Source organism: Humiphilus diazotrophicus (assembly GCF_059726315.1).
This window is the reverse complement of record NZ_AP040870.1, coordinates 6,306,213-6,331,622: the sequence shown is the minus strand read 5'-3', so window position 1 is coordinate 6,331,622 and position 25,410 is coordinate 6,306,213. Positions and strand designations below refer to the sequence as shown.

At 52.6% G+C, this 25,410-nt stretch carries 18 protein-coding genes; 12 read left to right on the top strand and 6 right to left on the bottom strand.

Annotation, left to right across the window (positions count from 1 at the left end; all coding sequences use genetic code 11):
* Positions 1–68: 68 nt before the first annotated feature.
* Together mtgA and AC6I7T_RS25745 are read right to left on the bottom strand one after the other, a co-directional pair.
* Positions 69–776, bottom strand: coding sequence for a monofunctional biosynthetic peptidoglycan transglycosylase (gene mtgA, locus AC6I7T_RS25750; protein WP_497790632.1), 708 nt, complete (start codon positions 774–776; stop codon positions 69–71).
* Positions 777–1,047: 271 nt separating this feature from the next.
* Positions 1,048–4,779, bottom strand: coding sequence for a carboxypeptidase-like regulatory domain-containing protein (locus AC6I7T_RS25745; RefSeq protein ID WP_497790631.1), 3,732 nt, complete (start codon positions 4,777–4,779; stop codon positions 1,048–1,050).
* Between the two features lie 924 nt (positions 4,780–5,703).
* Between AC6I7T_RS25745 and AC6I7T_RS25740 the strand changes: the two genes are divergently transcribed.
* The 5 genes from AC6I7T_RS25740 to AC6I7T_RS25720 all read left to right on the top strand — a co-directional run bounded on the left by AC6I7T_RS25740 (position 5,704) and on the right by AC6I7T_RS25720 (position 10,978).
* Positions 5,704–6,219, top strand: coding sequence for a DUF6431 domain-containing protein (locus AC6I7T_RS25740; protein WP_497788341.1), 516 nt, complete (start codon positions 5,704–5,706; stop codon positions 6,217–6,219).
* An 82-nt stretch (positions 6,220–6,301) separates the two neighbouring features.
* Positions 6,302–7,291 (top strand): CHC2 zinc finger domain-containing protein, encoded by a 990-nt coding sequence (locus AC6I7T_RS25735; protein WP_497787998.1) that lies wholly within the window; start codon positions 6,302–6,304, stop codon positions 7,289–7,291.
* The gene (locus AC6I7T_RS25730; RefSeq protein WP_497787997.1) at positions 7,288–8,331 is read left to right on the top strand and encodes a tyrosine-type recombinase/integrase; all 1,044 of its coding nucleotides are present in this window, start codon (positions 7,288–7,290) and stop codon (positions 8,329–8,331) included. Before AC6I7T_RS25735 ends, AC6I7T_RS25730 begins: the two co-directional genes overlap by 4 nt.
* Positions 8,301–9,467, top strand: coding sequence for a tyrosine-type recombinase/integrase (locus AC6I7T_RS25725; RefSeq protein ID WP_497787996.1), 1,167 nt, complete (start codon positions 8,301–8,303; stop codon positions 9,465–9,467). Before AC6I7T_RS25730 ends, AC6I7T_RS25725 begins: the two co-directional genes overlap by 31 nt.
* A 155-nt stretch (positions 9,468–9,622) precedes the next feature.
* Entirely contained in the window at positions 9,623–10,978 is a 1,356-nt protein-coding gene (locus AC6I7T_RS25720; RefSeq protein ID WP_497790630.1) for an amidohydrolase family protein, read from the top strand.
* Positions 10,979–11,382: 404 nt separating this feature from the next.
* Here AC6I7T_RS25720 and AC6I7T_RS25715 read toward each other — a convergent pair whose 3' ends face one another.
* The gene (locus tag AC6I7T_RS25715) at positions 11,383–11,772 is read right to left on the bottom strand and encodes a chemotaxis protein CheX (RefSeq protein WP_497790629.1); all 390 of its coding nucleotides are present in this window, start codon (positions 11,770–11,772) and stop codon (positions 11,383–11,385) included.
* 45 nt (positions 11,773–11,817) lie between these two features.
* On the opposite strand from AC6I7T_RS25715, the gene AC6I7T_RS25710 reads away from it, so the two are divergent.
* Together AC6I7T_RS25710 and AC6I7T_RS25705 are read left to right on the top strand one after the other, a co-directional pair.
* Positions 11,818–13,047 carry a hypothetical protein gene (locus AC6I7T_RS25710; RefSeq protein ID WP_497790628.1) on the top strand — a complete coding sequence of 410 codons (1,230 nt, stop codon included), beginning with the start codon at positions 11,818–11,820 and terminating at the stop codon, positions 13,045–13,047.
* 445 nt (positions 13,048–13,492) lie between these two features.
* Complete coding sequence (locus AC6I7T_RS25705; RefSeq protein WP_497790627.1) at positions 13,493–14,173, top strand: hypothetical protein; 681 nt, start codon at positions 13,493–13,495, stop codon at positions 14,171–14,173.
* Between the two features lie 335 nt (positions 14,174–14,508).
* Here AC6I7T_RS25705 and AC6I7T_RS25700 read toward each other — a convergent pair whose 3' ends face one another.
* The 3 genes from AC6I7T_RS25700 to AC6I7T_RS25690 form a co-directional block, all read right to left on the bottom strand.
* Positions 14,509–14,985: a chemotaxis protein CheX gene (locus AC6I7T_RS25700; protein ID WP_497790626.1), complete on the bottom strand. Its 477-nt coding sequence runs from the start codon at positions 14,983–14,985 to the stop codon at positions 14,509–14,511.
* Positions 14,986–15,088: 103 nt separating this feature from the next.
* Positions 15,089–15,478, bottom strand: coding sequence for a response regulator (locus AC6I7T_RS25695; RefSeq protein ID WP_497790625.1), 390 nt, complete (start codon positions 15,476–15,478; stop codon positions 15,089–15,091).
* A gap of 429 nt (positions 15,479–15,907) precedes the next feature.
* Positions 15,908–18,250 carry a glycoside hydrolase family 31 protein gene (locus tag AC6I7T_RS25690; protein WP_497790624.1) on the bottom strand — a complete coding sequence of 781 codons (2,343 nt, stop codon included), beginning with the start codon at positions 18,248–18,250 and terminating at the stop codon, positions 15,908–15,910.
* A gap of 569 nt (positions 18,251–18,819) precedes the next feature.
* On the opposite strand from AC6I7T_RS25690, the gene AC6I7T_RS25685 reads away from it, so the two are divergent.
* The 5 genes from AC6I7T_RS25685 to AC6I7T_RS25665 all read left to right on the top strand — a co-directional run bounded on the left by AC6I7T_RS25685 (position 18,820) and on the right by AC6I7T_RS25665 (position 24,589).
* Positions 18,820–20,646 (top strand): DUF5060 domain-containing protein, encoded by a 1,827-nt coding sequence (locus AC6I7T_RS25685; protein ID WP_497790623.1) that lies wholly within the window; start codon positions 18,820–18,822, stop codon positions 20,644–20,646.
* Between the two features lie 305 nt (positions 20,647–20,951).
* A complete protein-coding gene (locus AC6I7T_RS25680) occupies positions 20,952–21,716 on the top strand; it encodes a YqjF family protein (protein WP_497790622.1) in 765 nt (254 codons plus the stop codon).
* Positions 21,713–22,783 carry a type III polyketide synthase gene (locus tag AC6I7T_RS25675; RefSeq protein ID WP_497790621.1) on the top strand — a complete coding sequence of 357 codons (1,071 nt, stop codon included), beginning with the start codon at positions 21,713–21,715 and terminating at the stop codon, positions 22,781–22,783. Before AC6I7T_RS25680 ends, AC6I7T_RS25675 begins: the two co-directional genes overlap by 4 nt.
* Entirely contained in the window at positions 22,773–23,495 is a 723-nt protein-coding gene (locus tag AC6I7T_RS25670; protein ID WP_497790620.1) for a methyltransferase domain-containing protein, read from the top strand. The genes AC6I7T_RS25675 and AC6I7T_RS25670 overlap by 11 nt, the downstream gene beginning before the upstream one ends.
* The gene (locus tag AC6I7T_RS25665; RefSeq protein ID WP_497790619.1) at positions 23,495–24,589 is read left to right on the top strand and encodes an NAD(P)/FAD-dependent oxidoreductase; all 1,095 of its coding nucleotides are present in this window, start codon (positions 23,495–23,497) and stop codon (positions 24,587–24,589) included. Before AC6I7T_RS25670 ends, AC6I7T_RS25665 begins: the two co-directional genes overlap by 1 nt.
* Positions 24,590–25,410: the final 821 nt, after the last annotated feature.

Here is a 25,410-nt window from a genome sequence, read left to right as displayed (position 1 = left end):
GTTAGCGTACATAAATCCGCCCTCTGTGGTGCCCCCCTATACAGTTTCCGCAAGAGCGTCCGTGCCGACTACCAACCCATCTGGCGCACGCGTTCAACGATGCGCGCACTGGAACGGTTCATCCGCTCGGGTTTCCGCTTCAAGGGAGCAGGCAGAATCACAGCCAGCCGTGCTGACTGCTGACGGCCGATATTTCGTGCCGATGTCTTGTAGTAGTACTGACACGCGGCATCTGCGCCATAAACACCCGGTCCCCACTCCACCACGTTGAGGTAGATCTCCAGAATCCGTTGCTTGCCGAGAACCAACTCAGCTACTGGGACGAGCGTGAACTCTACGCCCTTCCGAAGGACAGAGCGGCCTGTACCGAAGAGCAGATTTTTTACAAGCTGCTGCGTAATCGTGGAGGCTCCACGGCTGCGACCGCCATCTAGATCGTCTTCGGCGGCAAGTTCGATCTGATGCCAGTCGAATCCATGATGCTTATAAAAGCGGGCATCTTCCGAAGCAATCACAGAATGCTGCAGATCGGGTGAGATCTGACTCAGCGGAACAAATCTGTAACGCTCGTGATATGGCGTCTGATGAATCATGGCCTGCAAGCGGCGCTGGATGTGTACCGCAGTTGTTGGCGGATCAATCCATCGGGCCATCAGAAGTGTCAGCGCGGCAAGCATCCAAGCTGCCGCTATTCCAATAGCAAACCATCGAATATAGACTCGGAGAGACTTCTTCCCACTCGGAGTCTCAGTATGTGTATCTGGACTGGCAAGCACACTTCAGCATACCAGTCGTATGAACTTGGCTCTGGAACCTGGATCACATCGAAGCATTCTCGGTTACTTTACGGAAAACCTGCATCTCGAGTCTCTTCATTTGTCATTTGGGCATGGCAAAGAGGAACAACCTGCGAAGCAGGTGGCGGTCAGAAACCGCCACCTCCCTCCGCACTTCGGCTATTTTCTTTCGCAGAGGCGTCGAGTCAGCAACGAATCGGGAGATGCCGCCTTTGCAGACAAACGTTCTTTACTCTATGGTCAACACACCCTACCAGCTAAGGCGCGCTCCCAACTGAATGATCCTCGCCGTATTTGCGGAGGTGGTTGTCGTAATGATTCCACTGGCTCCGTCAACAGCATTTGTTCCTTGCTGATTAAAGATATTAAAGAAGTCACCATTGACCTTCAGGCCTAATCTCTCCGTAATGTGAAAGACCTTAAACAGTGAGGCATCGGTGGTGAAATTAGGAGGATTGGGAAAGAACAGCCGGTAATTGGGATTGAGAGGTCCTCTTCCATTATTCGGCTGCGTCGGTCCGGGAGCGTATGCCACATTCGTGACTACCGCTCCATTAGAAAGTGTGATGGGAGGAAGGTTCTGATTGTTCTGACCGATATTCAAAGGCTGATGCTGAGGAACATAATCCGCCGGGAGTCCTCGCACACCATTAGAAGCATTCCTCTGCGTAGCCGGAATATATCCGTTGTATCCCAGATACGCGGGGTGGCAAGTACCGCCTCTGCAATCGGTGATTTTGATCCTTCTTCCATAGTTATGTAATGGAGCGAACGAACCATAGTCACCTGCACTTGGCTGATAAAGGAACTGGGTCAGTCTTCCCGTGCCAGATAGTTGCCATCCACCAGCAAGAGCATTCAGGAGACGGCCGGAATTGGGCAGGAGCCACTTCCCTCTTCCCACCGGAAGATCGAGAACCCAATCGTATTTGATCCAGTTCCTGGGCGTAGCCGAATCCTGCACATAGGTCTGGAAGTGGTTCGACTTCTCAAGATCGGTCGGCACAGAGCCAGGTAAGAAAACCTGAGGAAGAAAAACAGCTGAATCCCTGCCGCCATTACCGCCAGTCCTGAAATACATCCCATAGACATAGGAGACTGCGAATTCAAACCCCTTGTGATATAGACGCCTGACGCTGATCTGTAACATATTCGCATTCGACCATCCGGTCTTTCTAAGCTGTTGAATCTCTCCGTAGGTCGTCTTGTTGTAGATACGGGTAGCGGTTCTGGAGTAATAGCCGGTGGGGAGTGGTGTTCCTGTGGTCCTATACCAAACATACGAACTAGGAGCGGTGTTTGTGTACCAGTACTGCTCCAGGTTGTAACCATGATTCCCTACATACGCGATGCTAAAGGAGGTGCGGTTACGCAAATCCTTCTGAAGAGTAACGTTCCATTGCCGGTACCCTTCCGGCTTCTGGTCTGGAGACAAGGTGTTGAAGCCGAAGCATCCAGGGCAAAGCGTACTCAGATTACTGAAATTGATCACATTCGTACTGTTCTGCCCAGCCACAACGGTCTGCGGCGAACGGAGAATGTAGTTGGAATAGCCATCGTTCTGCGCTGCATTGGAAAAGTCCTGCGCAAAGTTATAGGCATAAGGAATGCCCTGATTGAATCCGCCGTAAATGTTACGCGCTGGAGTCTTATACGCATAAACTCCATACCCGCCACGAAGAACGAGACCCGACCGATCCCCCATCGGTCTCCAAGCCACACCGACACGAGGAAGAAAGTTCAGGTTGTAGTTCTTAAATACGCCGTCAGGCATACCTGCCTGTTTCGGAGTTTCGAACTTCACACCGAGACCGGCTAATCCATTCACCAATTGAGAGTTGGTACGCCCTTCCTGGAGTAGCCGATCTACAGATTGGCCAGTTACAATTGCAGCATTCGCGTAGTCGAAGCTGGTGAACTGATTGTACTTTTCATGGAGAGCTGGAAGCGCTTCATAGCGCAAGCCAAGATTCAGTGTCAGATTCGGAGTAACGTGATAGTTGTCTTGAAAATAGGCGCTGATCTCCTGATCGCGCATGTATAAATATCTTGCAGCTAATGCGACCTGATATACCTGAGCATTCCCAAGAAAGAAATCTGCCGATGCCAACCCGGTATAGGGCAAGGCGCTAAATGATGTTCCTGAGGTTGGGTCTAGATTTGCCGTTCCCAATCCCCCAAAGCGTAGCGTCACCGGCCGGGGCTGATCCGGCAGAATCCGCAACTGATCATGACGATACGACACTCCAAATTGAAATTGATGTTGATTACGGATCCAGGTAAGGTTGTCCGCAAAGATATTGGCATAGTTGCTGTCTCGCCAGGGATTGGAACCCTTATCGTAAGACTGCAGTAGTGAGTTTTGCTCGGTCGAACTCCTGCCGTTGGAATTGGTGCCTTGAATCTGGGGAATGCCTAAATTCCCGAACGTATTCTGCAATCCTAATTGCGCCGATACATTCTGCCGTATCAAGGCAGGTGGTTCACCAGACTGCTTCCAGGATTGGTAATCCATCGAGGCAACAATAGTCTGATAGAAGGTAGGGCTGGAAGTATGAGTCCAGGACAATACACCGCTCTGTGAATCTACAGGCTCGTATTGACCATTCCAGGTGAGATCCGTTGTCTGCGCACCTTCTTGCGAGCCGAGAGAGTATTGATTCTTATGTCCCAGGCTATAGCGGACGAACACCGTGTTTCTATCCGAAAAGTGGTGATCGAAACGCATCGTATAGGTATATAGCTGCTGATAAACAACCTGAGGACCTTGCCAGTTTCCAGTCGGCGAGGTGTACGGATTATCGGCATTTGTAGGTGCCGGAGTAACGGCATAAAGAGCTTTGGCGAGAGGGCTGATGCGGTTGTACGGAATCTGATTACCGACAAACGCTGTTCGCTGCCATCCTGTCACCGTCTTCGGATCGACAACAGTACCCGGAGTGGTCGTTTGAGGATCGTAAATCGAATATAAAGTACCGTTAGGAGCAACGGCTCCAGAGAAGTTACCCTGCCTCATCGCAGTCGTAGGCACATAGTAAAAAGAATACTTGGCTTGACGGAAGGCCATCGCTTCCCAAGCCCCAAAGAAAAAGGACTTATCCCTGCCGTCGTAAAGCTTCGGCAGATAAATCGGCCCCCCCATAGACACGCCATACTCATTACGAATGTACTTCGGTGCGGCCTGGCTCGTGGAATCCTGGCGATTGTGGGCGATACCATAAGAGTTATCGCGATTGGTTTCAAAAGCACTTCCATGCAACGAGTTAGTTCCTGACTTAGTGGACCAGACTGCATAGGCTGGACGATCCGATTCAGCCGTTGAGTTAGCCGTCTCTACCCGAACTTCCTGAACCGTATCCGGACCGGGCGGAATATTATCCAGGCCTCCACCATCGCGGGCTTCCATAGGGGCACCATCCTGAGACCAGGAGAATGCTCCCCAGACCAAGCCATTCACGCGAGGCTGATTACCGTAATCGATATATCCCGGCACAGTATTGCCGAGGACTCCTGTTATCGCTCTGCCATTCTGGGGTATCTGTTCAATCTGCTGACGCCCAACAGTAGTGTCCTGTGTCGAGTTCTCTGTATTGATAGCAGTAGTCTGGTCACCAACAACGGTTACTTGGCTAGTCACGCTGCCTACGGCCATATGCACATCGACCACAGCAATCTGGCCAGCCTGCAGTGTAAGCGTAGTCTGCCAGCGACTCATGCCATTCGCCGTAACACCGATACTGTAGTCTCCAACAAATAAGGACGGCACACTGTAGAAACCAACGGAGTTAGTTAGGGTATCAAAGGATTCGTTCGTGCTTGTCTTAACGATATGAACGTCCGCCTGGGGAATAACCCCACCGTTCGCGTCTGTTACAGTCCCCTGAATTCTTCCGGCGCCGGTCTGTGCAAGTCCGGACGACAAACTAACGAAAAGCAGAAACGACGCTGTCACGACCTTCCAAATAGATAGGGCCTTGCTCATGTCTTCGCCTCCACGCTTTTTTACTTGTTGTTTTGCGCACCATTGCTCTAGATCACTGGGGAATCAACGGGTTGGCAGGATGAGACTCTCTCATCGCATCCATGTCGAAGCATTCGCTTCAGGACTCATTCATGGAGATACAGGCAGTAAGGGAAGTTCATAAACCTGCCGGTACTCTTCTGCGACGACAACAGTTCTCAATATTGAATCGTTTCAAGGCATATACATTTGACAAACACTCCACAGCATTCGATTTGGCCCATGATGGGTTCTTTCAATTCTTGCAGTGATTTGCCCGTCAAACCTTGAGCAATACGATTGTTACTTTCCTCAACGGCATCGGATAGTAAGGTTAAGGAGATACCGCTGTCAAATTTCAGTGAAAGCTTTCATCCTCTCCCGAAGAAACATGCAGAAAGATAAAGAGATAGTAATGTGAGTTGCTTTGTTCCTGCAGAGCCGCAGTCACAGAGCAACGACGTGCTCTACCGGTTCCCGGCCCGCCAAAGAAGTAAGTAAGCCGGGGAACGTAAAGGAATTGCTCAGTTTCCTTGACGAGAAGCGACCAAAGTTCTAGGCATCCGTTTCCATTTGCACAAAAGTGCTGAAGCAGACAGAAAGCGATGGTAAGTACCTCTAAGTCTTTGTGCCAATGCTTCGCACACCCGCGACACTTACCTCGACGCTAGGGCGTTTCACAAGACTGATATTCTTAGCTTGACCAACTTCCTTAAAGATGAGCGCATTGGCGGAGATAACCGGCCAATAAGCCGAACCAAGCCACGCAATCGTAGTTGGCAGTAAGAAGCTATATTCTCTTTCAGTTGGATTTCTTCAGGAGGCGGAGCCCCGCTTCCTGCCAGCATCTTGGCGGATCGGAGCAGGAAGCGGAACCCGTGTGAGGTTACGATCCTCTTTTTCCCAGTGTCGGCCCCGCTGGAGCGGCTTGCTGCCTGCTGGGCCGAAGACTCGGACGAGTTCATCTTACGCCGATGCCCGGTCTGTGAACAGGATTCGATTGTTGGTCATGGGCGGCGGCGCAAGCAGGCGCACGACGAGCATCACGACTGGATCAGGATTCGACGGGGCCGCTGCAGAAGCTGCGGCATGACCTTCACGTTTCTTCCGGTATTTTCTCTGCCCTACACGCATTACAGCCTGATGGCGCGCTGCCAAGCATTGTTGCGTCGCTTTGCGGAGCGCTGTACGTGGGAGAAGGCCGCGCCGAAGTTCAAGGATGCTGACCGCGTACCCGATTCCTCTACTGTGCGTCGCTGGTTCGAAGATGTGGACGAGTCACAGCCGGTCCCGTTTTTTCTTCGCAAGACGGCTGAGCAAGCGAGTAAGTGGCTGGAATCAACTTACTCGTATGAGGACGTGACAGCGCTCTTATCCCGGCTGGCTCCGTTGCTGGGAGTCCTCTGTCCGATGCGCTGCTGAGAAAAACTTATTCTCCCACCATCCTTGCCTGGGAACTCCGGCGTGGTCCTCCTACGCTGGGCTCCGGAGGCGAAAATACGCTGTGGGGGAAGACGTCGAAAGACTAAAGCGGCGAACGCCGCTGCTGGAGTACCTGCGACAGCACAACTGGACAGGGCGGCCCGCAGGACGATTCGAGTATGTAGGGCTCTGTCCGCTCCACAAGGAGACTCAGCCGTCGTTCTATGTGAACGTACGCAAAGATGTCTTCTACTGTCACGGCTGCGGGCAGGGCGGCGACCTGATCCGCTTCGTCCAGTTATCGCGCGGCTTATCCTTCCGCCAGAGCGTGGCCAGCCTCGACCCGGAGGTCGCTCCGGAAGCTGATTTCAGCACTGTGTTCGCGGAGGCCGCGGCGTTTTATCAGCAGCAACTGGATCGCTGTCCCGAGGCGCTGGACTATCTCCACCGGCGCGGAGTGCGTGATCCAACTCTGATCAAGGAACTCGATATCGGTTACGCTCCGGGCGGGATATTGCGCCGTTACCTCACAGTGCAGGGTCATTCGTTCGATCTGTTGCGAAGGATCGGCCTCATCAACGCTCACGGCGCGGACGCTCTCTGTCAACGCATCGTGTTTCCGTTGCGGCAAAACGGACACATCGTCAACCTCTACGGCCGCAGCATCGGCGCCGCCTTCTCCCATCGCTTCCTGCCCGGAAGCAAAGGCGGCCTGTATGCCTGGGAGAAGGTTCGCAGCTGTTCCGAAGTGATCTTGGTAGAAGGGCTGTTCGACTATGCCGCACTGCGACAGGCGGGTTTCCACAACGTAACCTGCTCCCTGGGTACACAGCTCAACCAAGGCCAGTTCTGCCAGTTGTGCGAAGGCAAACGCACTGTCTATCTCACCTTCGATGCCGATCAGAACCAGAGCGGCCAGCGAGCTGCAGGCCAACTGGTCCATCGCCTTGTCATGCACGGTGTCTCTGCCCGTCGCGTTCTCCTGCCTGAGGGACACGATCCCAACTCCTTCTTCGTTCAAGGAGGAGTTGCAGTCCAGTTCCAGGCTCTTGTGGAGGCGACCCAGCCATGAAGTTCCGCGTCATCAGTCAGAAAACTTCAACGGGCGCACATAGTCCGATTCAGGTGGTCGAGCAATCCACCGGCAAAGGCGTTGCGTGGATCAATCGGTACCTCGACCGTGAGTATGTCCGCCGTCTCGCAGACAAGTCTCTCTACAGCTACGCGCACAGCCTGTTGCACTTCGTGCGCTGGTGGGAGAGTGTTCATCATACTGGCGAGATCTCCGCCGCGGACCTCGCTGAGTCGACTCTGCTCGATTACGTCCGCTTCCAGTCCAGCCTTCAACCTCCGCCTTCCGCCACTACTATCAACGACCGTACGGCAACTGCCGATCGTGCGATCCGCGATCAGTTCCCCGATGCCCCATGTCAGGTTGCCCACGGCTTCCATCAGCCCTTCCTGCACCGCAGGCCGATGGGGCTGGGACGCCCCCGATTCGAACTGAGCAGACTGAGAGTGCGTGAGCCAAAACTCAACATCGTTCCTCTTTCTGTCGATGAAGTGGCACGCTTCTGGCGAAGTTTTCGAAATGCTCGCGACTTGGCCATCGTCGGCCTGATGCTGATGCAGGGGCTCCGCTCCGCCGAAGTGATGGCCTTGAACCGTGATGATGTGCTGTTCTCCGAAGGCCAGATCCGCGTCCGCGGCAAGGGAACCAAATTACGCTTGCTGCCTCTGGCGCCGGAAACCACGCAACTGCTCGATCACTATCTCCGCGTGGAGCGGCCAGATCCTTGCTCGGCGGCACTGTTCGTGGTGTTGAAAGGGCCTGCTCGTGGCCAACGCATGACACCCGCGGGATTACGTTCACTGTTCCGCCATCATCGCCGCACCACCGGAGTTCCGCTTGCCAACCCTCACAGGTTCCGACACACCTTCGCCTCAGATATGGTGCGCGCCGGCATCAGTCTGCCGGCGCTGATGCAGTTGATGGGGCACGCCGACATCGAGACCACTATGCACTATGTGAAGGTCTCACCGCAGGATGTCTATCTTCAGTACGCTCGCGCGGCTGCGCAGTGCATCCATCCTCAACCGAGGATCTCCTGATGCGCTGGCGCCGCCCACCGCTTCAGCATCTCCTGGCGCCGGTCTTCGCGCACGCGATCGAGTCTCTGTGCACGGCACTCACCCCTTCCAGCAAACGCAACTACGACATCGCGGTGCGCAACTTCCTCGTCTATCTGGGAACGAAACACCCTAAGATTACTCATCTCGAACAACTGCGCCGCGATCCTCATATCCTCGGATGGATGGCGCACCTGCGCGCCCAGAATCCGCCCCTGGCCGCGGCAACCTGCATCGGCCGGCTCTTCGCGCTGCGCACCATCTTCCATGAACTGGCTCGCAGCAGCCATCGCGCTGAACTGGCCCACTTACTGCTGCGCGAGGATATCCCACGCTCGCCTCACACTCTGCCACGACCGCTCACCCCCGAGCAGGATCAACTCCTCCAGCAGGAGTTCATGCGCCGCAACGATCTCGGCGGAAATGTCTTCCTGTTGCTTCGCTCTACCGGCATGCGCATCGGCGAGTGCGTCGATCTCTCTTATGACTGTCTGCGTTCCACGGGAACGAATCAATGGGCAATCCATGTGCCCCTCGGCAAACTCAAAACTGAGCGCATGGTTCCCATCGACGTCTTCGGCCGTGATCTGGTTCACCGCTTGTGCTTCTTCCGCTCCCTCGATCCGTTGCCGGCCGATGGGCGGCTCCTGGCACGGCCCGGAAGCAAAGTTGCAATCCTGGTTCAGCTCCGCGATTACTTGCATCAGGTCTGCCACTCCCTCGGACTCTCTACTCGAATCGTCCCCCATCAGTTCAGACACACTTATGCTACGGAGATGCTCCGCTCCGGCGTCAGCTTCCCAGTCCTGATGAAATTACTCGGCCACGTCGATCCGGGTATGACCATGCGCTACGTTGATATCGCCCTCACCGATCTCGAACGCGAGTTCCAGCTTGCTCGCTCCAAACCCAGGCATCTAGCGCCACAACCCAAAATATCTACCGCACCAGTTCAGACTAGCCTCGACGGACTCATCGACGCCTTGGGCGCAGCGCAACATGTCATGGAGATGTTCCGTCGCTCACTCCCAGACGGGAATGTTCGCAATCGGCTCTTGCGGCTCTCTAAACGCCTCATCAAGATCCTCACCGAGATAAGAAAACTCCACACCACCTGAATGAAAATGGGAACCGATTGGCCGGTTATGGTCTGAATGCGCCATGCTAAAACCCGGCGTCGACTTCCCGGTACTCTCTCTGAGAGTCGGTTTCGTTGACTCAGCCGGGATACGTCGTTGAGATAAACTTGAGGCAAGCACATCAAGGAGCTTCAGTGAAGAAGTTCGTGACCAGCGTTGTCCTGTTCGTTATTACGTGTATCGCTTCAGCGCAGCACACTGAGATGACCTACCTGAAGGGCGGAACGGTCATCGATATGACCGGGAATCCTCCCTATCAGGCAGATGTCGAGATTCGTGCCGGTCGAATCCAGGCCGTGGGAAAGAACCTGCCTATTCTGCCGGGTGAAAGGGTTCTCGATGTCTCGGGCAAGTACATTCTTCCCGGATTCATCGACATGCACGCGCATGTTACGTTCCTCCGGACGAGTGAGTTTTCCAGCTATGACCGGGTGACGAGCGAGCAAGTTTTAAAACTCTTGCTGGATTATGGCATCACGACCGTGCGAAATCCTGCTGCTCCAGCCATAGAGGGCGTGCGGCTACGCGAAGACGTAAAGCGCGGATCGATTTTAGGGCCGCGCATTCTGACGGCGGGCGACATATTGAACGGCAAACCGTTTTCTACAGAGCAGGAGATACGGAACGAGGTCGACAGGCAGGCAACAGCCGGAGTCGATTACATCAAGGTCTACGCCAGGTCCGATCCGGAGCAGACTGCAGTCGCCATTGATGAAGCGCACAAACGTGGACTGAAGGTGATCGGACACCTGCAAAACACTGACTGGCCGACAGCTGCGGCGGAAGGCATCGACTTTGTGGCACATGCCGTAAGCTGGTCGGCGAGCACGCTCCCTCCCGGTAAAAGGGACGCTTACCTCGCGGAGCAGAAGAGCGTCGGTCCGATCAAGGCCCGCATCTTCTGGCTGGAATCGGTGGACGTCAATGGACCTGAAATCGGTGCCGTGATTACAAGCCTCAAGCAGCACCACATCTCGGATGACCCAACGCTTATCGCCTATAAGACAAAATTCGTCCCATCCGAGGAATATCGGGGCAAGCAGAATGTAAGTCTTGCTCCAGCAGCAATGCAAGAGAGTTGGGAAGATGGTGGTTTAACTGCCGATTGGACACCGAGCGATTTTGCACGAATGAGCCGCGCGTGGCCCAAGATGCTGCAGATCGTCGACCGGTACTATCGCGAGGGAGTTCTGCTCACGACGGGCTCAGATCTTCCAAATCAGTGGGTCGTTCCTGGAGTGAGTCTGCATCAGGAGATGGGACTACTGTCCCAGGCTGGCATACCGAACGATGCAGTTCTAGCGATGGCGACACGCAACGCGGCCCTGGCGCTCGGTCTGGAAAAGGAGATTGGGACGGTCGAGACGGGAAAGTATGCGGATCTGGTGGTACTGCGAGCAAATCCGTTGATCGATATCCACAACATCGACCAGATACAGTATGTGTTTAGCGCTGGAAGGTTCGTTGTGCCCGGATCTCCCGCACACTGAGCGAAAGGGCAATCCCATAGGCCCTCTTATCTATCCTCACCGACCCCGAGTTCGTAATCGCTAATGCTCTCACCGACACTGGATTAGTACCATATGTCGGCAAGTGTTCAGAAATCTGCAGAGGACTTTTGGAACACAGAGACTAACATTCAGGCAGGTTTGCCGCCTACCACCTAGACCGTAATCGGCGGGATGCTGATCAAAAAGAACGGCGGCATGGAGTCAATATTGACGGCCACGATTCAGGGCTTTCAAAGGAAAGGCTTTCTGATCCCAAAAGCAAATTCCCACTCTCTTTAATTTGAAGAGAGTGGGAAGGAGAGAGATCGGATGTACTGCAACAAGCCTTACGGCAAGGAACAACAGCCGGTCGAGCTTTTACTGTCGACCAGGAGATAACCGAATTAGGCTTCGCAGAGAATATTGATTGAGAGCAAGTGGGACTCGAATTTATAGGTCCGCTCGATCCTCACGCAAGGCTTCTGAATATGCAGTCTGTAGTCCTTACCTGTCACGATGGTAGGAACCGAGAGCATGCACTCGGAGGCAAGCTTGGGAAATCTTCCCTTCCAGCCGCCAGCCAGCATGTTGCAGACTTCACCGATGGAGTCCTTAACCATATCGTCAACTTCGGTTGCCGGCATACCCATCAGGGCGCCAGCGATATGAAGCGCTGCGCTATCGGTTACGTTGACTACATAGGCTCCACTCAGAGCACCGGCCAATCCCACTACGGCGGTGACTTCATTGCTTGCGGAAGCGGGCTCTTCAGTTGGGGTACACGCGATACCCATGGGGAGCATTCCACAACTTTCGGTGTCTAAACTAATAGGAACTCCATGAAACCACTGTTGCGTGCGCTTCGCATTGCGTGTCTCACTGCGCCGGTTCTTGTAGTACTCCTGTTCGCCGCTGTTCAGTTTCAGCAGCAGCTGTTGCGCTGGCGTGCCGAGCGACTCATAGCCGACATGCACCAGATTCGTCTCTACCGAAGCTCATGGGCTGATGCGCAGAGACTAATGTACCGCTGGGGAGCATGGGGACATTACGACGGAATCTGCACCGTAAAAGAGTGCCGCTATCGAATCGCGCTAACTGACATCAGTTACTCACGATTCCCGTGGCTTATGCAACATGGCGGATACCGAGTTTACAGTTGGTTCGGCGGTCGGCAGACCGTCCTGAACGCTCAGTTCATAGTGCAAGACGGGAGGATACTTAGAACGAGCTTGAGCCTGATGATTAGTGTGGACGATCACTCCGATGTCTCCGACAGTTATGCACTCATCGTTTTGACCAAAAGTAGCGGGAGTTTGCGACACTCGGCCACTACCGGCTCCAGACGCATCTTGGGCCGAGACGAACAGCTGCTCGATCACCCGAACTTTAAGGAAGGAAGTCCCAGCGGATGTGAAACATGTATGGCCGTTGAAGTCACGTATGCAGCAAGCGCTCCACAATCCGAGATCGAGAGTCTGACAAACTTTGACCTGTCCTGCCTCACCAGGTTTCATCAGTGTCTGACGCTGGGGGAGCTTCTACCACGCGCGAAAGAATGGCGTCTCTATGGATATACAGACCCTGTCGCCCACGAGGCGCCACCACCGCCTCCAGCTCCTAAATTTTGCGATATGCCTCCTTGGGTACTGGGTAGAGATGCTGATACGGCCCTCATCGTCGAGGGCATTTCAGAGCCTAAGGAAATGAGCAACGACGCTCCCGGTGAATCACATGAATTCGGACTGCTCCACGAAGTCTCTCGAGTACGGATCATTGGGCAGATCAAAGGAGTTTCAGCGTGGCCTATCGGCACGATTGTTCTCGCATCGGTCGGCCCCCGCGTGTATGTAGATTCTTCTTATGACCTGCCGCTCTTGCTCACCCCCGGCGAACGGTTCATCGTATTTCCATTGGAACAAGATCGAGAGCATGGGTCACTTTCCATGCAACGTTGTGATCTAGTCAGAGACAGTCCGGAGAACCGCAACGACCTGCTTAAAGGATTCGCGCTCCATGACAGTCTGCGCGGACCGGAACTAGATGGGCAATGGTGGTTTTCAGGCGAGTGACCGGCAATGCTGATGCTACAGAGCTTTGCGCAGGTGCGTTTTCTCCCTGGAGTGGGAACAAGAATCGGTCTGTCTCTCGTCCCGGATAACCCCTTGAGTGTTGGTTCCTTATTACATGTCAAACAGAGGGATACCCCGAGAGAATAGCCCGTTTCCAGGTATCGATCCTGAAAAATGCCCCGACATGCTACTGCTACATAACTTCCGGATTGCTGACAATACGACCACAACCTGAAATCTGCCCTTACGAAACATTTCTTTGCAGACGGATCAATGTTGTCCGGATACAATCTGTCCCTGACAGATAGAGAGTTTTCACCTCCGGTGTATACAAATTCGCGAAGATTGGCGCGGCTTTTCCATAAAGAAGGGCCGCACCTCACAGCTCTCCACTGTACATACTTGAAGTGAAACCGCTCTAGCAATGACTTTGAGGTTCGGGTCGATGATTCGAGACGCGCGATTGAACAGCACGTTCTTTTTCTGTCTGCTCCTTCTTCCATGGACACAACTGGGAGCGCAAGGTGTCGCGGTTCCCGGCGATCCGTGCAAGCCGGCGAGTGCGCGAACGCAAGAGATTGGGTGCTGGATTCTGGCGGACAATCCCGTGGGTCAATCCACAAAACCACAAGTGTTCTGGCATCTCGACGCGTATCCAACACGCATCGCGGCGCAAGCAGACAAAGGGCCGCAAGGCACGGTTATCGAGTCGTTTGGCAAAGTGTGGCTGATGACCATCGAGGACGAGAACTGGAGATCGGCCCACGGAAATCGCGTTGCCGAAATCGGACCGATTCCGATTACTGCAGGAGAAAAGTACTCGGCGCAGTTCATGGAGGCGGACTTCACGCCCGGAATGACAGCGCCCGCACACATCCACTCTGGCCCGGAGGCCTGGTACGCCGTAGGCGGCGAAACATGCTTGGAAACCTCCGATGGCCGTATGCAGATCAGTCGAGTAGGAGGCCCTGCGGTAATCGTTCCCATGGGATTATCGATGCACCTCACCGCCATCGGCACCGAGCGGCGACGTTCTATCGTCCTCATCCTCCATCGGTCTTTGCAGCCACCGACCACCATGATCCATGATTGGATCCCAAAGGGTTTATGTAAGGCTAACAACTGAGCTAGAGCCTCGTCGTCAAGGATTACCTCTCAAAAGTCGGCAAGCGTTCAGGAATCTGCAGAGAACCTCTGGAACAAAGCGAATAGCATTAAGGTTGGCTTGCGCCTGCCACTTAGACCATAGTCGGTGAGAGGTTGATCAAAAGAACGGCAGCATAGGGCGAGAACTGACGCCACGATTCAGGATTAAAGGTTTTCTGATCCCCAAATGCAAATTCCCACTCTCTTTCATTCAAAGAGAGTGGGAAGGAGAGAGATCGGATGTACTGCAACAAGCCTTACGGCAAGGAACAACAGCCGGTCGAGCTTTTACTGTTCGACCAGGAGATAACCGAATTAGGCTTCGCAGAGAATATTGATTGAGAGCAAGTGGGACTCGAATTTATAGGTCCGCTCGATCCTCACGCAAGGCTTCTGAATATGCAGTCTGTAGTCCTTACCTGTCACGATGGTAGGAACCGAGAGCATGCACTCGGAGGCAAGCTTGGGAAATCTTCCCTTCCAGCCGCCAGCCAGCATGTTGCAAACTTCACCGATGGAGTCCTTAACCATATCGTCCACTTCGGTTGCCGGCATACCCATCAGGGCACCAGCGATACGAAGTGCTGCGCTATCGGTTACGTTGACTACATATGCTCCGCTCAGAGCACCAGCCAATCCCACCACGGCGGTGACTTCATTGCTTGCGGAAGCGGGTGCTTCAGTCGGGGTACACGCGATACCCATCATCATGCTGAAGACCTCTTCCAAGGTTTGATCTAGAAGGTTAACTTGTGCAGCTGCTTCGGCTGCTATTCCTGTAATTTCCGGCACTTCTTCTCTCCCCAACCAGAGTTAATGGTCTTTAAAGACACAACGGATTACACGCTGTCCGAAGACAGCCTTTAAGGCTCAGCTTATCTTCTTATTGCGTGCTCTAGCTGACGCCGAGATTGATCAGCGGTAAAACTCGTTCGATAACCTGCTCAGCAGTAAATGGCTTACGGATGTATCCTTGCGCTCCGTTGCCGATAGCCTGAAGAACACGATCCTCACTGCTTTCTGTTGTAATCATGACGAATGGAGCTTCTGGAGCTAGATTTTGCTCACGAGCCAAGCGGAGAAATTCCAAACCATCCATTTCCGGCATGTTGATGTCTGACAGAACTAGATCAACACGGTTTTGTCGAAGCAGATCCAAGCCCTGCTGACCACTTCCCGCTTCATGAACTGTGGAAATGGCAACGCCTGCCTGCCGTAGCGTGCGCTCAACGATCTTACGCATCACGGCGGAATCATCAACAATTAGTACGCAGATGTCATTCATGCTACTGACTAAAAGATCGACAAGCTCACAAAAAACTTTAGTAAGCCCGCGAAATTAATCTTTCTCTAGTTTTCCCTACCAGTGCTGCAAGTTCTATTTAGAACGATCTGATCGTAAATAAAAACAATGAAAGAAGATACCCTCCGCCACGCTTCCTCTTTTGGCACCCCGTCAGCCCAAAGCTCACAAAGGGATTTTCCCACTGCCGAAAAGGACTAAAGTAACTAGCGAAAATGCGAAATGACTGCGCCTAAAGAGAAAAACCCGGGGCATTTAAAACCACCCACCAAATCCGCTCTCCCCCTTGCAATAGGAGTCAATTTATCCGGGTCAATCCTGGCAATTACAAGCCACAAAAGCTTGCCGCCAGCATATACACCGCTGGCGGCAAATTAACTATTAAGACATTAGTAAAAAGGTTATAGACGACTACTTCGCAGATCCTTCGAGATGGACGGTAACCGCCTTGCCGGTATAGCTCACGTTCCGGTCGTCCTTGGCGGAAGCAGCAACACCTACTCCATGATTCTTCCCCACCACAACGATGCGGAAGTTGTGAGTAGCCAACATTTCCGGGAAGCTTCCCTGCCGGTCGCCAATGGTCAGAGTCCGACCCTTGTCGTTCCACTGGAGAGGAATGGTCGCATACTGACCCTTCTCGTAGTTGTAATTGTCATTCTCATCTTCATAGATGGTGAAATTGCCATCCGCTCCCGGATAGACACGCAACTCGATTGGATCAGAGGGTTTCTGGGTAGCCCATTCCATTTCCGGCCCAAGAGGAACGATGGAACCGGCGCGTACAAAGAGAGGCAGTTTCTCCAGCGGAGCCGAGACCTCGGCAAAGTTCCCACCCTCGACCGCTTCTCCTGTCCAGAAATCGAACCACTTGCTCTTCGGGAAGTAGACGGTGCGCTTCGTTGCACCCTGCTTATAGACAGGGTTTACAAGGAATGCCGGACCGTACAGATATTGGTCTCCAACATTCTGAGCCTGCAAATCGGTCCGATAATCCATTACCAGCGGACGCATCGGAGTGTAATTCTCGTGTGTGGTCTTCCAGGCCAGAGAGTAGATGTAGGGCAACATGCGATAGCGCAGAGTGTCGTAGTTCACGAGGATCTTTTGCGCTTCCGGCCCGTAGGACCATAGTTCGTTTTCATCCGGATTCCGGGTACCGTGTACGCGGAAGATCGGAGAGAAGGTACCGAACTGAAACCAGCGAACAAACAGCTCACGGAACTTTGGATCGTTTAGATTGCCTCCAGAGATGAAGCCTCCGATATCGGTAGTCCAGTAGGGCATTCCCGAAATCGCGTAGTTCAGTCCAGCGGGGATCTGGCGCTCAAAGGTCACAAAATCCGAGAGGACATCACCCGACCACGCAGTAATACCATTCCTCTGTGCACCTGCGTAGGCTGAGCGGGAGAGGATGAAGACTCGCTTCTGATCGCTGGCCTCGCGTTGTCCATTGGCTACATTGCCGGTATGCGCAAGAGGATAGATATTCGCATAGCGGGCGCCACTGCCAAGGTGGAGTTGCGAATTAACGATGATGTTGTCTTCCTTGCCTTCCGTCTCCGGCTCGTCGGTATCCAACCACCAGGAATCGACACCTTTCGAAAATAACCCTTCATTCACATTGTTCCAGTAGAACTTGGCAGCCTCGGGATTGGTCGGATCATAGGGTCCCATTCCGGCGGGATGAAAACCGGAGACCTTCATCGTATCCAGCAGCCAGCCCTTCTCCTTCATCGTGTCGTATTCCTTGCTGCCAGGACGAAGATAGGGCCAGATAGAAACCATCAGATGGAAGTTCTGTTTATGCAGGCCATCGATCATGGCCTGGGGATCTGGATAGTTCTTGTTGAACTTCATCTCACCCATGTTCTGCCACCAGAACCAGTCCTGAACGATATTGTCTACAGGGATATGAAGCTGGCGATATTTTGTCGCCACGTTCAGTAACTGGTCCTGAGCGGTGTACTTGTTCTTGCACTGCCAGAAGCCATAAGCCCAGCGGCCAAACATTGGCACGCCACCGGTCAGCTCCCGATAACTGGCAACTATGGAATCGAACTCAGGACCATAGAAGAAGTAGTAATCGATGTTATCTGCAACTTCAGCACTTACATAAAGAGAGTGCACAAATTGATTATTGAAACGGCTGTGGGAAGGGTTATTCCAGAAGATTCCGTAACCATTTGTGGAGACAAGCAACGGAATAGCGATGTTCGTATTTTCCTGCGCCAGATTGACAATTTCACCGCGGTAGTTCCAAACACCTGCCTGATGCTGTCCCAGACCATAGAAAGCTTCATGCGAACCATAGATACCGAAGAAGACTTCTGCATGGTTGGTCTGCTCACCATTGACGGTAACCGGACGCAGCGAGCGGTAGGTATCGGAGGTAAGCTTTTGTCCTGCTGCATCCTGGTAAGCAATGCTGCCATCTTCCTTGGCTACAACAAGCTTGATCTTCGAAGTCGCCAGCGTAATCGCCTTATCGTCTTCCGCTACATTCCATTCAACCGGAGCCCAGGACTTCTTAACGATTACGCCATCGGAAGGATGCTCCGGGACATGCTCTTCACGGGCATAGGTCACGTGCACGATAGTCGGCGAGCAAACCTCAAGACGAAGCACTCCGTCTTTCTGATAAATAACGAGTCCGCTCTGCTCCTTCTGATACTTAAGTGCAGGATTAGCGGGATTCCATTGTGCAGCTAAGGGCAGGATTGCTAGGCAAAAGGCGGCCAGAAAAACAGACAATGATCTTCTACGTAACATGGTCAAATCCAGTCTTGCGGGGCTTGGTAACGTCCAAAACTTTTGGGGAGCAAAACTCAAAAAAACAGTGGAGCGGGGCCAGTCCGCTCCACCGGATGAGTTGTACCACAACAAACAAACCTGATCATGTCTGTCGTTCAAACGAGCTCAAAGCTCAGGACTGAACGATCAAAAGCCGAAATTGCCGAGCGGGGCGAAAGCACTCTTCAAAAGGGATGCTCTTCTGCGCCATCTGTTAACGTTTACCGCTCCTGCAAAATCCTCTTTCAGACATCGACAACTAAATTCGCTAAAACCATTTACTAGCTACGAAGGAGACAAAATACCTACGGGATATAACGTTTGTCAAGCTGCAAGGATACACATTTCTCCGGGCCAGGAAATCTCTGGGCAAGCAGAAAATTCAAGCGATTTAAAATGAGCTACTTACAGATCGGCACGGGAAGCTGGACGCCACGAAAGACCGGTATCGGAACGGGTCTGAAACAGGAAAAACCTCATAAGTAAAACGATTTGGGAGAATCTCGAACCGGGGGACGGACGACGGTATCGTGAAGTATTCCCGCGATGAAGGCACGGCTCACTTCGCTTCGTTCAGGAACTGGTTGATAGCCACTCTCTATGAGGCTTATCGGCTACGCCAATGTAGGCCCATGTTTGTTACCCAGGAGATTCTCTTTCGGAAGATAAGCTTCATTTTTGCCCATGAATGGTATCCACTGTACTCACAAGAAATTGGTACTACCACATTCATTGGCAGGTTGGACTTGAACAAATTATCACGACGCAATGTTCTGAAGCTCGCTTCTGTAGGAGCACTCTCGACCGTCACTCCTTCTTCGTTGAAAGCGGCGGCCCAACCTGAACACACTCCTGTCCCGGTGTGGGAGGTCTTTGAGCTCACACTGGAAGGACCGGCAACGGGCAATCCATTTCTGGAAGTGCAATTATCTGCGTCTTTCTCCATGGGGCACCGAACGGTTGAGGCCGATGGATTTTATGACGGAGAAAAGGACGGCAAGGGAATCTACAAGATTCGTTTCATGCCGGACGCTGCAGGCAGTTGGAGCTACACTGTCTCGAGCAATCAGCCGGTACTTAGCGGACAGAGGGGCAGTTTTACGGCTACTCCGCCTTTGGCAGGCGTTCATGGTCCGGTGCGAGTCCATAATCAACATCACTTCGCCTATGCAGATGGCGTCCCATTCTTTCCCTTTGGCACAACTTGCTATGCCTGGGTACATCAACCGGAGGAGATTCAGAAGCAGACTCTCGAAACCCTGCGAAACTCGGCTTTCAACAAAATACGGATGTGCGTCTTTCCGAAGAGCTATGAGTACAACCACAATGAACCCGAGTTCTATCCCTTCGTACGCGACGCAGCCGGAAAGTCTGATTTCACGCGCCTGAACCCCAAATTCTTTGCGAAGCTCGAAGAAAGAATCGCCGATCTTCGCGCCTTGAACATCGAAGCCGACTTGATTCTCTTCCATCCCTATGACCGCTGGGGTTACTGCTCGATGCCTGCGGAAGCCGATGACAGGTATCTTCGCTACGTTATCGCGCGCTTTGCTGCATACCGTAACATCTGGTGGTCTTTGGCGAATGAATACGACTTGATGAAACAGAAATCGACGCAAGATTTCGATCGCTTCTTCCATGTCGTCGAAGAGAAAGACCCGTTTGGACATCTCCGTTCCGTCCACTACTCGGTTGTGATGTATGACTACGCACGCCCTTGGGTTACGCATGCAAGTCTGCAGACTTATGACTTTGCCAGTGCTTCAAAGTATCTTGCCGCGTGGCATAAGCCAATCTGCTATGACGAAGTAATGTACGAAGGAAACCTCAATCGGCGTTGGGGAAATATCTCGGGGATGGAAATGACCCGTAGATTCTGGCTGGGCACGATCGCCGGATGCTATGTAACCCACGGCGAAACTTATCTCGATCCGACAAAACCTGCCAACGAGGAATCTACACCAACGATCTGGTGGTCACATGGCGGGAAATTGCATGGCAGCAGTCCGGCGCAAATTGCATTCTTGCGGAAACTGATCGAAGAGAGCATTCAATCCGACGGCCACCCGGTTCCGGCATACTATCCACGCTCCGGTTTCACAGCCGCTGCTAATCCTTATTACCTGAATGCCACGGCTTACGCAGATGACGGAAAACATGCTCGTGTGATCTTGTACTTCTTCGATTTCCATCAGCCTATCTGGTACGAATTTCCCCTGCCGGAAGGAACTTTTACCGCCGAAAAAATTGACCCGATAGAGATGACCATAACTCCTATTTCCGGGCGCTTTTCCGGTACAACCAAACTACAACTGACAGGCCGACCATTTCAGGCGATTCGGTTTCGTGCGGTCTAACAGTATCCACAGCTTCGATGAAGACCACAAGCACTGGCTTCCCGAATCTATCTCCACTCCAGGAACCGAAAGCATTTCCCGCTTTACACCTTTGCGGGAAATGCTTTCAGCTCTATTGTCAGCGCAGTTAGAGCAAAACCAGCGTAGGTGTATCCCGAACCACAGCTCCCTACGCAGGTTTTTCGTCAAGAAAACCTGCACATCGCCGAATTTGGATAGGACATAGTAACGCTGGCTTTGCTCTAGTATCAGGATAAGGATTCTTGGTCCTCCCACGCCTCCCCTGCATCCATATTTATGTGAGGATGGATTCTCTTCTTGCCCAAGAGGTTGAACATCGCCCGTGGCCGCCACCGCGTGGACCATGGATCATGGAACAAGGCTGGTATAAGCTTCTCTTCGCGCACTGGCCTGTACCGGTCCGATATCTGCGCCCACTGGTGCCCATGCAACTTGAACTTGAGACCTATGACGGGGATGCGTGGTTTTCTCTTGCACCATTTCAGCTCTACATGCGGCCTCTAGGTCTGTCGATTGTAGGCTCCCTCTGGAAATTTCCCGAACTCAACTGCCGTACCTATGTGAAATATGGAGAGATGTCCGGAGTCTATTTCTTCAGCCTGGATGCCGCCAGCCTGCTTGCAGTTATCGGAGCTCGTATGTTTTTTCATCTTCCCTATTTTCAGTCTGCAATGAATATCCGGCACGAGAATGGAAGTATCAGCTATGCCAGCGAACGTCTTAATCGCAGGGCTTCTTTTCGAGCCCGCTATACAGCAGATACCGACATTTACTTCGCAGAAAAAGGGACGTTGGAATATTGGCTGGCGGAACGCTATTGCCTCTATACAGTAGTACAAGAACGAGTGTATCGGGCTGAGATCCATCATCGGCCGTGGGCACTGCAATCCGCGACAGCAGAGATTACAGAAAACAGTATTGGAGCCTCGATTGGACTCAAAATCCAAGCTCCGCCCGCCTTACTGCAATACTCGGATGCTCAGGAAGTTCTTATTTGGCCTCTACGGGAAGCGACTCCGCACATTTCAGACCGACGAGAGATGTCATGACAGACGCATATATCAACCGCATAGCTACCGCTGTTCCCGACCACGACGTGCACACAGCCTTTGTCGATTTCGCTAAAGATCTTCTGGAAAAGGATCGTGCCCGAGCCGTCTTTCTTCGGATGGCGGAACGCTCAGGTATTCATCATCGCTATTCCTGGCTACAATGCGGACCGGCTAAGGGAGTCTTTTCCGTACATGCTGCGGAGTTCTACCGAAGAGGCAGCTTTCCCTCCACAGGGAAACGTATGGAGCAATTTGAGCAATTCGCTCCGGCTCTTGCCTTTCGCACTCTAGACAACCTGCAACTCTCCGCAACCGAGAAACAACAAATCAGTCATATCGTCATAACCTGCTGTACCGGACATTATGCGCCAGGGCTAGACTTCGAAATCATCGATTATCTCGGCCTTGATCCTGGAATAGAACGCACCATGATCGGCTTCATGGGTTGCTATGCCGCAATGAATGCTTTGAAACTTGCAAGGCACGTCGTACGCTCCGAACCATCCTCCCATGTGCTGGTCTTGAATTTGGAACAATGTACGTTACATATGCAGGAGACTCAGGACCTGAATCAGATCCTCTCCTTTCTGATATTCGGTGACGGATGCGCAGCCTCCTTGGTCAGTGCTCAAAAGACCGGCCTGACGCTCGATAGTTTTCGGACCATGCTGATTCCCGAGACGCGAGATCTCATCACCTGGCGTATTCGTGACCTCGGTTTCGATATGTTTCTCTCCGGCAAGGTGCCGGGCGAAATCTCCAAGGGGCTGAAAGCAGGATTGAAAGAGGCTACAGAAGGAATCTCGCCTCAAGACGTTGACCTATGGGCAGTACATCCGGGGGGCCAATCGATTCTCGACGCAGTGGAAGAAGCCCTGGAGCTACGTGAGGGCGCCCTCTCCTCTTCGCGAGACGTACTTTGCCGCTTCGGCAACATGTCTTCGGCCACGGTGATGTTTGTACTTCAGCAGATTATGCAGCGGGCACGCTCGGGCGAAAAGGGATGCGCAATGGCCTTCGGTCCTGGACTTACAGCGGAGACATTACTCTTTCATGCAGAATAAGGGTCAATTCTACGAAGCAAGATGTTATGAGATGGCCGAGCTCATGGACCAGCCATGCAGCTACGCGGAATTCCAAGGTTGTCTGCGAGATTTAGCCAATGTTAATGTCTGTACCCTGGCTTACCGCCCAACACTTCAGTGGCTTGATCGGCTCCTATCTAGTTCTGCGGCAACGCAGCCGTTGAGAATCCTCGACGTGGGTTGCGGTTTCGGCGATATGCTCAGACAGGTTGCACGTTGGAGTCAGCGCCGTGGTGTTCCTGTTCACCTGACCGGGATAGACATCAATCCGCATTCCACACAAGCGGCGAGAGAAGCCACCCCTGCGGAACTCGATATCCATTTCCTCACCACAGATCCTTTCACCTACAACGATGAACCTGTCGACATAATCATCAGTTCCCTCTTTACCCACCATCTGTCAAACGCGGAGATTGTTCGCTTCCTCTCCTGGATGGAAGAGCGCACAACCAGAGGCTGGTTCATCAACGATCTTCATCGCCATCCGCTTCCGTTCTATATCTTCAGGATCTGGGCAAGGCTGGCGGCATGGCATCCCTTCGTTCAACATGACGGGCCGATCTCCGTTTTGCGTAGCTTCACTACCTCCGACTGGAAGCACTTCTGCGCGACAGCCGGACTCAGTACCGATACGATTGGCATTCAGTGGCATATGCCTTTCCGTCTCTGCGTCAACAGGCTCAAGGAATAATGGCTAGCGATGCCTTGATCGTCGGCGGCGGTCCCGCAGGTTCAGCGCTTGCCATACATTTGGCAAATCAAGGGAAAGACGTAACCCTGGTCGAAAGGAAAAGAGAAGCCCATCATAAAATCTGCGGAGAATTCCTAAGCCGGGAAGCTATCGACTATCTCGTCGAACTTGGGGTCGATCCGGTAACTCTCGGAGCCGTACCGATCACAACAGTTCGTTTGATACACGGTCGGCAAAGAATACAGTCCACGCTGCCCTTTCCTGCGTTCTCCTTATCCCGCTACAGCCTGGACGAGTTCGTGCTACTTCGCGCCTCAACTGCGGGTGCAAACATCGTACGCGGAAGAAGTGTTGAATCGCTGCAAAGGCTCTCCTGCTGGAAAGCGCACTTGAGTACAGGAGAAATCATCGAGGCAAAAGATGCTTTCCTCGCAACAGGAAAACACGATCTACGTGGGTGGCGGCGTCCTCCCGGACAACAGAACGACTTAATAGCCTTCAAGATGCATTGGAGCCTTACAGAGCAAAATGCTCTTGAGATAAGAAACACCGTAGAGCTTATGCTGTTTCCTGAAGGCTATTGCGGATTACAACTCATCGAAGATAACGTTGCAAATCTCTGTTTGCTGGTGCGAAGAGATGCCTTTCGCAAATTCGGTAGCAGTTGGGCGTCTCTTCTGGATGCGATCGAGAGTAATTCGCCGCATCTGGCCTGCCGACTTGAGAAAGCAATTCCCCTGTGGCCTCAGCCTCTGTCAATCTCGTCCATTCCTTATGGTCATGTTCATAAAACAGAGGATGGGCTCTGGCATCTGGGAGACCAGATGGCTGTAATTGGCTCCTTCAGTGGAGACGGAATTTCCATTGCCCTGCATAGCGCGGCGATGGCAGCCTTCTTTTATCTCTCGGGAGGAAGAGCGGAAGACTTTCATCGAGCGATGCGCCAAAGCATCTCAAGACAGGTTTGGCTGGCAACACGTATCTCCCGTGCACTGGTGGATCATCGAGGCCAGACTTTGATCGGTTGGGGATGCCGTTTGATGCCCCCACTTTTAAAAGTGGGGGCATCAGCGACACGCATCCCGGCACACTAGAGAAGAAGCTTTGGCGGTGTTGCTAAGCAACCACCTCGGGTTTCTACATTTTCGTAAAGTCAAATTGGCTTTTGTGGTGTGTCAGGGTAGGCCTTCAGGCCTACCGCTAGAGTTTCTACATTTAGAGAAAGAAAATTAAGAGAAGTGAGAGGGTAAGACGTGTGGCCCAACTTGAGTCGTGGCATTGTGTCAGGGATGGACTTCAGTCCATCCGCCGCAATTTTTGAGGAGTTTGACAGACATTCTCGGTAACAGATGCAGCGTGGAATTGAGAAGGCCGAATAGTTGCAAGGTTCAGTTTGAGAGTATCCTCGACTTGGAAGCAGTGACCCAAACGCGCACACTGGTATAGGTTCAATGCTTTTGTTTTTCCCGTCACATGTGTTACCGAAACAGTCTCCTTTTTCAAAGAAGACTGTTTTCGGCAGGCCTAAAGGCCAGCCCTGACACACAGCAAAAGCCAATTCGCCTCTAAGATTCTGATTTTGTACACGATTTTCGGCTGTCATCGACTAAGAAAATGTAGAAACTCTAGGGGTAGGCCTTCAGGCCTACCGAAGCTGTCTTCTTTTCTGAGGTGAAACATTCTCGGTAACGAATGTTGATGAATATTGCAAAAACATTGAACCTATATCCGTTCACGCGTTCTGCCATTGCCTCTTCACATCCAAGACCACTCAAGGTGTGTCTTGCAACTGTTCGCGCAGCCCTGCCCCACGCTGCATTTGTTACCGAAAATGTCTATTCACTCTTATAAGAATTGCTGCGGCTGGCCTGAAGGCCAGCCCTGACACAATGCCACAAAACAAGCTGAATCACCG